The organism is Citrobacter sp. T1.2D-1 (assembly GCF_950098555.1).
GTDB classification, from domain to species: Bacteria; Pseudomonadota; Gammaproteobacteria; order Enterobacterales; family Enterobacteriaceae; genus Citrobacter_A; species Citrobacter_A telavivensis.
Genome location: NZ_CATNHH010000004.1, coordinates 189,574 through 198,561 on the forward strand (window position 1 = coordinate 189,574; position 8,988 = coordinate 198,561).

The following is an 8,988-nucleotide window of genomic DNA, read 5'->3' on the forward strand; positions in this document are numbered from 1 at the left end:
TTATGGACAGCGTGGACGAGCGCGACCACAGCATTAGAGGATAACAAGATGTCCTTCACTCGACGAAAATTTGTGCTTGGCATGGGAACCGTCATTTTCTTCAGCGGACCCGGCCAGACGCTGCTGGCGAAGACAACGGCTGGCAGTCCCGTTCGTTACGTCATGATTCATGATGAATCACGATGCAACGGCTGTAACCTGTGTACCCGCGCCTGTCGCAAAACGAATCATGTTCCTGCGCAGGGAAGTCGCTTGTCTATCGCGCATATTCCCGTTTCAGATAATGACAACGAGACGCTGTATCACTACTTCCGTCAGTCCTGTCAGCACTGCGACGATGCGCCCTGCATTGAGGTTTGCCCGACCGGCGCGTCGTGGCGCGATGAGGACGGGATTGTTCGTGTCGACAGTTCGCGCTGTATTGGCTGCAGTTACTGCATTGGCGCGTGTCCTTATCAGGTGCGCTACCTGAATCCGCAAACCAAAGTGGCGGACAAATGTGATTTTTGCGCCCAGTCACGGCTGGCCAAAGGTTTTCCGCCTATCTGTGTCACGTCCTGCCCGGAGCATGCGCTGCTGTTTGGTCGCGAGGACAGCCCGGACATTCAGCGCTGGCTACAGGAAAATAATTACTACCAGTATCAACTTCCGGGCGCGGGTAAGCCCCATCTGTATCGTCGGTTCGGTCAACATTTGATTAAAAAGGATAATGTATGAACGCGTCGCAGAATGCTGAACAGTTTCAGGCCCAACTGGCAAACTATGTGCCGGTGTTTTCCCCTGAGTATTGGCCCGTCTGGCTGGTGATGGCCGGACTTCTGCTGGTGGCGATGTGGCTGGTGCTGGGGTTGCACGCCTGGCTTCGTTTTCGCGCGGCCAACAAGGCTGCTGCCGGGCATGGCGAGAAGGTTTATCTGTACTCACGGGCGGTTCGGCTGTGGCACTGGTCGAATGCACTGTTGTTTATACTCCTGCTCGGTAGCGGACTCATCAATCACTTTTCGTTGGTCAGCCCAGCGGTGATCAAAAGTTTGCTGACGGTTCATGAAGTCTGCGGATTTCTGCTGCTGACGTGCTGGGTTGGTTTCGTTCTGATCAATGCGTTGGGGGGGAACGGCCACCATTACCTTATTCGTCCCCAGGGCTGGATGGCGCGGGCGATGAAACAGACCCGTTTCTACCTCTACGGCATTATGCAGGGTGAAGCGCATCCGTTCCCGGCCACGCCGCGCTCGAAGTTTAATCCGTTACAGCAGGCGGCCTATGTCGGCGTAATGTACGGATTGTTGCCGCTGTTGCTGCTGAGTGGGTTATTGGCGCTCTATCCGCAGGTCGTGGGGGATGTGTTCCCCGGCGTGCGCTACTGGTTGTTACAGGCGCACTTCGCACTGGCTGTCATCAGCCTGTTCTTTATTTTTGGTCACCTCTACCTGTGCACCACGGGCCGTACGCCCGGCGAGACGTTCCGCTGCATGGTTGATGGCTATCACCGGCATTAACCGATGTTGATCACGCGAGAGGATTTGCGCAGCTGGCGGGTTGGTGCGGTGATGTACCGCTGGTTTCTGCGCCGTTTTCCCAAGGGCGGTAACTACGCTGATGTGCACCGGGCGTTGAGTCGCGAAGGGTATCTCGACTGGGCGAACAGTCTGGTGGAATACGCCTGGTCGCGCTGGCTGGATGAAGAGAATTTTGCCCGCCAGGATATCTCCGCCATGTCGCGGCTGGCAAAACCTGATGCCTCAGTGGGCGACTGGCAGGTGGCAAACGCCGCTGATAACGCGAATCTGGGCTGTGCTGGCGATAATATGAAGATCGCCAGCGCAGGCTATGCGTCACAAATTGCCAGTGCAGGCTACTGTGTGCGCATTGGCAGCGTTGGCTATAACAGTCATATCAGCAGTTCAGGAGATCGCGCGAGGCTTGCCGCCGCAGGAAACTCGACGCGCATTAGCAGTGCCGGTAACGGAACGCGGATCGCCAGCAGCGGTATGCGCGTGCGGGTGAGCACCCTGGGTGAGCGAAGCCATGTCGCCAGTAACGGCGACCTGAGCCAGATTGTGAGCTTTGGCGCAGACGCTAAAATCGCCAACAGCGGTGACAACGTACATATCATCTGCAACGGCGACAACGCGATCGTTGCCAGTACGGGGGTTGTTGACTCCGTAGTGCTGGGGCCGGGTGGCTGTGCGGCGCTGGCCTATCACGACGGTGAACGCATGCGCTTTGCCGTTGCGGTTGAAGGTGAAGAGGGGATCCGCGCCGGCGTGAAGTACCGACTCGACGACGCGCACCAGTTTGTAGAATGCTGACGGGTTAGCGCAGAACAAATCGTCGCCGGGTCGCTTTCTCCAGGCCGTAGCAAAGCAGATAGTAAACCAGCCCCGTAAAGATGAAGATAGCCGCCGGATAAATCTGTTCCCGGCTGTTAACCTGTCCCGCCACCGTTGTCAGCTCCGGCACGTTGACAATAAATGCCAGCGATGTGTCCTTCAGCAGACCAATGCAAATCCCGGTCAGGGAGGGCAGGACATGACGTAACACCTGCGGTAGCAGAACCCCTCTTAGTGCCTGAACAGGACTGAAACCCTGGGATACGGCAGCATCATACTGTCCGTCAGGCAGCGCGTTGAGTCCGGCGTACACCGAATGCATAACTGACGCGGCGGTAAACCAGGCCAGCGCCAGCGTCACGGTTGTCGCACCGGGCAGATCGCTGCCGGTAAGCATGGGCAACAGATACCACATCCAGAAAATGACGAAGATCAGCGGGATCCCGCGAATCAGTTCTGCCCAGACGAACAATCCTTTACGGATGATGCCCGGAAAACGCCAGGCGATAGCGGCAAGGGCAATACCGCCAGGCAAGGCCAGTACCGCCGCACCCAGCGCCATCATCAGGGTCAACAGCACGCCGCCGGGTTGACCATCGGCCAGTCGTCCCCACAGGAGATAATCCAGGTTGTCGGTTATCACTGCAATATTAGCGATCATGCTGTGGACTCCTGAAACGTAACCGGCGGGTTTGTGTCTTTTTCTCCTGCCGCGGGGCGGGGCCCAGACGGGTCAGCAGCAGGCCGAGAGCCACACCGGTGAACAGATAAAGCCCCGTACCTACGGCAAAGGCTTCCAGCGCATGGGCGTTATAGCTTTCAATCTGGCGAACCTGGTAGGTGAGTTCCGCAAAGCCAATGCCGCTGGCTAATGACGACAGTTTCATCAGGTTGAGATATTGCCCTATCACCGGTTGCCAGGCATTGGTTAGCCCCTGCGGTAACAGGATATAGCGGAAGGTCAACCACGAGGAGAACCCCTGCGAGACAGCGGCTTCGCGCTGTCCGGCTGAGACAGCCTGTAACCCGGAGGCGATCTCCTCGACCAGGAACGCCGAGGTAAACACGCCGAGTCCCCATGCAGAGCAGAGAAACTCAGGCGTCAACCACCAGACGTTGCCGGGCAGGATTGACCCGCTATGTTCTGCGTTTACAAAATCAACAAACCCGCGAGGAAGCAGGTTCCAGCCAGCGAAGTACCAGAACAGCAGTTGTACCAGCAGCGGGGTGTTTCGAAACAGCGATACCCAGCCGGCTACTACGCGGCGACCAGCAATATGGCCGGAAAGACGAAGGGCCAACAGAATAATCGCCAGCAGCGTGGCGAGAAGAATTCCTGCGGCGCTGACCCACAGCGTGGTGAGAAATCCGGAGAGGATCCATTGCAGGGGAAGGCCGGTGAGCACTCCCTGCCAGTCCATTGACGGCATTATCGCGATGACTCCTGATGCAGCGGATCCAGCACCTTTTGCAGAAAGCGCTGAGTCCGCGGGTGCTGTGGTCGGGTAAAAAAGTCGTCCGGTGGCGCGACTTCGAGAATATCGCCGCCGTCGATAAACACGACCCGGTCAGCAATTTCGCGAGCAAAATGCATCTCGTGAGTGACCACAATCATCGTAATACCGCTGTGCGCCAGGCGTTTCATCACAAGCAAAACCTCACCGATCATTTCCGGATCGAGCGCGGAGGTGGGTTCATCAAACAGGATGATTTGCGGTGAGGAGGCCAGCGCGCGGGCGATCGCCACCCGCTGCTGTTGACCGCCGGAAAGCTGTGCCGGATAAGCATCGGCTTTCTCTTCCAGCCCGACCTGCTCCAGCAAGGCAAAGGCGCGCTGTGTGGCGTCGGCTTTATTCCAGCCGTGGACGTACTCCAGTGCGAGGGTGATATTCTGCTGTGCCGTCAGGTGTGCATACAGATTGAACTGCTGGAAAACAAAGCCTATACGGCTGCGCAAGTGGCGCAGCGAGGCCCCCTTGAGCCGACCGACAGGCTTGTCATCAATAAGGATGTCGCCACCACTTAGTGATTCCAGTTGGTTGATCAGGCGAATCAGGGTTGATTTTCCCGATCCCGAAGGGCCAAGAATGGTCACGACTTCGCCAGGTTCAACGGTGAGATTAATACCGTTGAGTACCCGGTGATCGCCGTACGCTTTCACCACATCGCGTAATTCAACCCGCGCCTGGTGTAACTGGCTGAAATCCGCAGCCTGGGCTGCGGAAGGGGTGAATAAACCCGCCAGCATCTTATCTGGCCTCAATTTTAAAGGCGCGCGGCTGCGGATTTTTCGTTTCCGGGCCAAACCAGACGTCATAAATTTTGCTTGCCTGTCCGCTGGATTCGAGCCTCAGCAATTCATCGTTAACCGCCTTCAGCAATGCCGTTTCGCCTTTCTTCACGCCCACGCCGATCTCCTCTTTGCTGAGTAAATCGGGCAGGATTTTAAACTGTGCTTTGTCCGGTGCGCCGCCAAGCAAGCCTGCCAGGATAGTGGAGTCCTGCGTGATGGCCTGCACGTTGCCGTTACGCAGTGCGGTTAACGCCAGCGGAATATCGTCGTAAGCCAGAACGCGGGATTGCGGGAACCGTTGATGCAACGCCTGCTCACCGGTGGTTCCCTTCACCGCACCGATGCGCGCACGGCTGTATTCATCAAGCTTATCGGGTGACGAGACCGGTACCAGGAACTGTTGTCCGGTGACAAAGTAGGGGACAGAAAAGTCGATTACGTGGGCGCGCTCGGGGGTGATCGTAATATCGGCGACGATCAGGTCAGCTTTGCCCGATTGCAGCAGCGGGATACGGTTGGCGGGGTTAGTGGCGACCAGTTCCAGTTTCACACCCAGTGACTTCGCCAGCGCCTGAGCAAAATCGACATCGTACCCGACAATCTGATGCGTTTTCGGGTCAACGGAGCCAAACGGCGGGTTGGCGTCAAACGTCGCGACTTTGACCACGCCCGCGGCTTTGATGTCGGCGAGTTGGTCGGCCTGCGCCTGGGCGCTGATGAAGCTTGTGGCGAGCATGACGCCGAGCGCGAGGATCGTTTTTTTTGAGCGGTGTATTTTCGTTGCCATCATTTTCTTTGATATCCCTGGAGTTATTGGTTTGTCCTTTTACGCTCCCACAACCCAAACCTAGGACAAAAGAAGAAAAAGGACTTATTTATATGCAAAAAGTTATTAGTGAACAGCATGTTAACGAAGCGTTGCTAACGAACAAAAACAGATAACGGTGAGCAAAATTCGTATTTCATTTTTCACGCCGTTTGCGCTGCAATGAAAAGTATCTGACAAGCAAAGGAGCGGGAGATGGAGAAGATAAAAATGCGGATAGCGCGTCTTTGGGCGCACGGTGTTATCACGCCTGACCCGACCCGACAACCTGGTGCGGAGGTCAATCTGCAGCGCGTTGTGGAGTCTATTCTTCCTGTCGCCAGCCTGTACGGCGTGGACATTGCTAACATTGACCCGGAGTGGTTTCGTGATCAAACAACACGCTGAACATCGTCGGATGCGCGAGGTGTACTGGAATGAAATCTGCAATTACCGTGGAAATGCTGAGGGGAGTAAACCGCTTACAGGCCTGCCGCGCGGAAATGCGCGGCAGGTTGAACTAAATTAGATTTTGCACGCGTCGCCGCAGTCATCATCGGCAATCACCGATTCTGCTTTTTTGTCCGCATCTTCCAGACGTTCTGCGTTACGCTCTTGTGCTTCTTCCAGCCCGTTAAAGACCAGATTATCGAGATCAATTTCCATCGTTCACCCTTCTTATCTCATTTTTGACATCACACGAGTATAGGGCAAATTTGACGCCGGATGCATCCACAATGTGTGCTGCATTACCGATCGTAAAGGGATAAACGCCTGCGCAGGCGGGATGCCGGTTTCGACACTGCCCTGGCCATCGCGTCGCCAATTTCCTGACAGGCGACTAACCCCTGGATAAAGGGCCGATCATGCATCAAATAGGGCAATGCGCCGAAGGCAATTCTCCCGCGAACATGCTCCGGTGCCTGAAGCGTATAGTCTTCGCCAACCTCTGGAATCGTCTCACCACACGACAGTAATTGCCTGCGTAATCGCGGGAACGGTAAATCCGCTGTCTTCAGGGGCCTTTGGCCTCGCGCATCGATGAATACGTCAAACGTCAGGCGATCGTTGTGTGTCGTAATCTCGGTACGATCCGCCTTTATCTCCTTCCCGTAGTCCTGTCCCAGCGTGAGAATGCGCAGAATACCGGCTGCGTGCAACGCCAGCATACGGCGAATGGACTCTGACGGGATCGCTGCATAATTATCAATAAACACGCGGGCGAGCCCCGCGCTGAACCGTTTGCTATCTTTTTCATCCAGATGGGCAACGATTTCCTGAACCCGCTCATGTAAACGCAGCAGGGTGTAGCGCCAGGCAACGGTGCGCTTGTCACGCTTGTTCGCCTCGACCTCTTTCAAATTTGCTGCCGCCCATTCGAACGGATCGCTGTGCATTCTGTCGGCAAACAACGCCACGGGGAAGCTATCGGCATCCAACGAGGAGAGCGAGATTTGCTCAGCCCATTTCGGATCGGCTAACGCGAGTTCCTGCTGCATGAGTCTAAAAACGCGATCGAGGAGTCCGACTGAACCGGCATCGATTTCGCGCGTGATGGCCTCCCCGGTAACGTACTCTACGGGTTCATAGGGAATGGGGCAGTAGAAGTCGGCTTCCGGCAAAATGCCGGAACGGGACATCAGCGTGATCTCCAGCGCTTCACTGTGTTTATTCAGCGAGAAATGGACCTGATTTTCATCCGTTTCGTGAAACGTTCCGTGTTGTACCGCCACTGCCATTGCGGCATCCAGGGCGCTCAGCGAGGTCCCCAGAATACCCACTCTGGCGGCGGGCACATCGGCCTCCATCAAGCCGGACCAGGGGCTGGGATAAAATGCGCGCGTTGATTCGTCATCGTCCGGCCAGACGTGTCCAGTGGCGATCACCGCGAGGTCGACTTGCAGCGGCACCGCGTGCCGTTCTGTCCAGAGTTGTACACCAGTGGGATCGGCTGCCACATCCGTGACTTCACAGGACTCATACAATGTGACCTTAAAACCACGATCTTCTGCGTGGCGAACGGCGAGCAAAAACTGCGCGCGGAAATAGTCGCCCAGTAAAATACGTGGCAGAAACTGACGCTGGTGCAGTGCTTCCTTGTTAACGCCATAGTGCGCAAGATAGTGCGCGTCCTGGGTCTGCAGCCACTCAAGCCAGGTGTCAAAAAGCGGGGGGACCTCGATACTGGCAATATTTGCCAACATCATTGGGGTATTTTCAGAATGGCCATAAGGCATTCCAATTCCTGCCTCACTCCCGCGTTCAAAGACGGCGATCTCCAGCGGCTGCTCCTCTTTGAGTAATGAGAAAAAGGTATAAACCCCTGTCGGACCCGCCCCGATAATCGCGATTTTTTTCATATTCCTGTCCGTCCCATTATTCTTATTTCGCCACTGACACGCCTGATACATCAGGTAAGTGTAGATGAGTAAGGTTCGGCTGTTCCGGTCTGGAAGAGCATTGCGTCCCTGACTGGCAGCATCCTCTGCCATACTTACCGTGGTTTTAGGCCTGGTCAGGAGTGAAGATGATAACGCTGTGCAAAGCCTGTGGTACTTCGTATGACGACAGTCAGCGCCCCGTCGAGCGCTGCAAAATTTGTCAGGATGCGCGGCAATATGTGCCGGTCACCGGGCAGGCGTGGATCGATTCTGACGAACTGACGCGTCGCCATACCAACAAGTGGCAGCAACATACGCCGCAGTTGTTAAGCCTGATAACCGTTCCTTCTTTTGCGATAAACCAGCGGGCGTTTCTGCTCAGAACGCCGGTGGGAAATGTCCTCTGGGATTGTATTGCGAATCTGGATCCGGCAACCCGAACGCTCATCCATGCATTGGGCGGATTAAGCGCCATCGCGATCTCTCATCCTCACTACTACACCACGATGCAGGACTGGGCGGAGGCGTTTGACGCTCCCGTCTGGCTCCATGCCGCTGACAGTGCCTGGATCATGCGAGACAGTCCCTGGATTCGCCAGTGGGAAGGAGAGGAACACAGTTTGCTTCCCGGCATCACGTTGTTGCGTCTGGGCGGCCATTTTGCCGGTGGAACCGTTCTGTACCAGGACGAGGGGGAAGGGACTCTCCTCAGCGGAGATATCTTGCAGGTGACTCCGGGGGCCGACGCGGTATCATTTATGTGGAGTTATCCCAACATGCTACCCTTATCGTCTGATACAGTGGCAGGCATTATGCGTCGACTGAAAGGCGTGAAATTCGCCAGTTTGTACGGCGCGTTTGAAGGGCTGAATATTGTTGGTGATGCCCACGAGATCGTGCAACGTTCGGGAGCAAAATATCTCTCCTGCCTGATGTCTCGTTAAGTCACATGAGGGGGAGAGCCCCTCATCAATATCCGTTAGTCGATTTTTGCCTTATTGATTTTGCTTAGCGGGATATTCACATCAAAAATTTTGGCAATCACTTCCTCGGTAATGACTCCAACTTATTGATAGTGTTTTATGTTCAGATAATGCCCGATGACTTTGTCATGCAGCTCCACCGATTTTGAGAACGACAGCGACTTCCGTCCCAGCCGTGCCAGGTGCTGCCTCA

12 protein-coding genes are annotated in these 8,988 nt (G+C 55.5%); 5 read left to right on the top strand and 7 right to left on the bottom strand.

The window, feature by feature from the left end; genetic code table 11:
• Positions 1–48: 48 nt before the first annotated feature.
• The 3 genes from QQZ17_RS06780 to ydhT are packed head-to-tail and all read left to right on the top strand — an operon-like array spanning position 49 to position 2,312.
• Complete coding sequence (locus QQZ17_RS06780; protein ID WP_152404862.1) at positions 49–717, top strand: 4Fe-4S dicluster domain-containing protein; 669 nt, start codon at positions 49–51, stop codon at positions 715–717.
• Entirely contained in the window at positions 714–1,499 is a 786-nt protein-coding gene (phsC, locus tag QQZ17_RS06785) for a thiosulfate reductase cytochrome B subunit (protein WP_152404861.1), read from the top strand. The genes QQZ17_RS06780 and phsC overlap by 4 nt, the downstream gene beginning before the upstream one ends.
• Before the next feature lie 3 nt (positions 1,500–1,502).
• Complete coding sequence (ydhT, locus tag QQZ17_RS06790; protein ID WP_152404860.1) at positions 1,503–2,312, top strand: protein YdhT; 810 nt, start codon at positions 1,503–1,505, stop codon at positions 2,310–2,312.
• Positions 2,313–2,316: 4 nt separating this feature from the next.
• Here the strand turns inward: ydhT and QQZ17_RS06795 are convergent, their stop codons facing one another.
• From QQZ17_RS06795 to QQZ17_RS06810, 4 genes are read right to left on the bottom strand one after another with little or no spacing between them, the layout of a single operon-like run.
• Positions 2,317–2,994: an amino acid ABC transporter permease gene (locus QQZ17_RS06795; protein ID WP_152404859.1), complete on the bottom strand. Its 678-nt coding sequence runs from the start codon at positions 2,992–2,994 to the stop codon at positions 2,317–2,319.
• Positions 2,984–3,766, bottom strand: a complete 783-nt coding sequence (locus tag QQZ17_RS06800; protein ID WP_187697503.1) for an amino acid ABC transporter permease — start codon at positions 3,764–3,766, stop codon at positions 2,984–2,986. The genes QQZ17_RS06795 and QQZ17_RS06800 overlap by 11 nt, the downstream gene beginning before the upstream one ends.
• Positions 3,763–4,581: an amino acid ABC transporter ATP-binding protein gene (locus QQZ17_RS06805; protein WP_152404857.1), complete on the bottom strand. Its 819-nt coding sequence runs from the start codon at positions 4,579–4,581 to the stop codon at positions 3,763–3,765. Before QQZ17_RS06805 ends, QQZ17_RS06800 begins: the two co-directional genes overlap by 4 nt.
• Before the next feature lies 1 nt (position 4,582).
• Positions 4,583–5,416, bottom strand: coding sequence for an ABC transporter substrate-binding protein (locus tag QQZ17_RS06810; RefSeq protein ID WP_152404856.1), 834 nt, complete (start codon positions 5,414–5,416; stop codon positions 4,583–4,585).
• A 231-nt stretch (positions 5,417–5,647) separates the two neighbouring features.
• On the opposite strand from QQZ17_RS06810, the gene QQZ17_RS06815 reads away from it, so the two are divergent.
• The gene (locus QQZ17_RS06815; protein WP_152404855.1) at positions 5,648–5,839 is read left to right on the top strand and encodes a hypothetical protein; all 192 of its coding nucleotides are present in this window, start codon (positions 5,648–5,650) and stop codon (positions 5,837–5,839) included.
• A 117-nt stretch (positions 5,840–5,956) separates the two neighbouring features.
• Here QQZ17_RS06815 and QQZ17_RS06820 read toward each other — a convergent pair whose 3' ends face one another.
• A complete protein-coding gene (locus QQZ17_RS06820) occupies positions 5,957–6,097 on the bottom strand; it encodes a hypothetical protein (protein ID WP_152404854.1) in 141 nt (46 codons plus the stop codon).
• Between the two features lie 83 nt (positions 6,098–6,180).
• On the bottom strand, positions 6,181–7,791 hold the full coding sequence (locus QQZ17_RS06825; protein WP_152404853.1) for an FAD-NAD(P)-binding protein: 1,611 nt from the start codon (positions 7,789–7,791) through the stop codon (positions 6,181–6,183).
• A 167-nt stretch (positions 7,792–7,958) separates the two neighbouring features.
• Between QQZ17_RS06825 and QQZ17_RS06830 the strand changes: the two genes are divergently transcribed.
• On the top strand, positions 7,959–8,756 hold the full coding sequence (locus QQZ17_RS06830) for an MBL fold metallo-hydrolase (protein WP_152404852.1): 798 nt from the start codon (positions 7,959–7,961) through the stop codon (positions 8,754–8,756).
• 122 nt (positions 8,757–8,878) lie between these two features.
• Here QQZ17_RS06830 and QQZ17_RS06835 read toward each other — a convergent pair.
• The coding region (locus QQZ17_RS06835; RefSeq protein ID WP_019725171.1) for an IS1 family transposase at positions 8,879–8,988 on the bottom strand (110 nt) is incomplete at its 5' end.

Bases quoted from the DNA above. Each gene is read 5' to 3' on its own strand.
- ydhT (WP_152404860.1), top strand. From the start codon at position 1,503: ATGTTGATCACGCGAGAGGATTTGCGCAGCTGGCGGGTTGGTGCGGTG.
- QQZ17_RS06795 (WP_152404859.1), bottom strand. From the start codon at position 2,994: ATGATCGCTAATATTGCAGTGATAACCGACAACCTGGATTATCTCCTG.
- QQZ17_RS06820 (WP_152404854.1), bottom strand. From the start codon at position 6,097: ATGGAAATTGATCTCGATAATCTGGTCTTTAACGGGCTGGAAGAAGCA.
- QQZ17_RS06815 (WP_152404855.1), top strand. From the start codon at position 5,648: ATGGAGAAGATAAAAATGCGGATAGCGCGTCTTTGGGCGCACGGTGTT.
- QQZ17_RS06825 (WP_152404853.1), bottom strand. From the start codon at position 7,791: ATGAAAAAAATCGCGATTATCGGGGCGGGTCCGACAGGGGTTTATACC.
- phsC (WP_152404861.1), top strand. From the start codon at position 714: ATGAACGCGTCGCAGAATGCTGAACAGTTTCAGGCCCAACTGGCAAAC.
- QQZ17_RS06780 (WP_152404862.1), top strand. From the start codon at position 49: ATGTCCTTCACTCGACGAAAATTTGTGCTTGGCATGGGAACCGTCATT.
- QQZ17_RS06830 (WP_152404852.1), top strand. From the start codon at position 7,959: ATGATAACGCTGTGCAAAGCCTGTGGTACTTCGTATGACGACAGTCAG.
- QQZ17_RS06810 (WP_152404856.1), bottom strand. From the start codon at position 5,416: ATGATGGCAACGAAAATACACCGCTCAAAAAAAACGATCCTCGCGCTC.
- QQZ17_RS06805 (WP_152404857.1), bottom strand. From the start codon at position 4,581: ATGCTGGCGGGTTTATTCACCCCTTCCGCAGCCCAGGCTGCGGATTTC.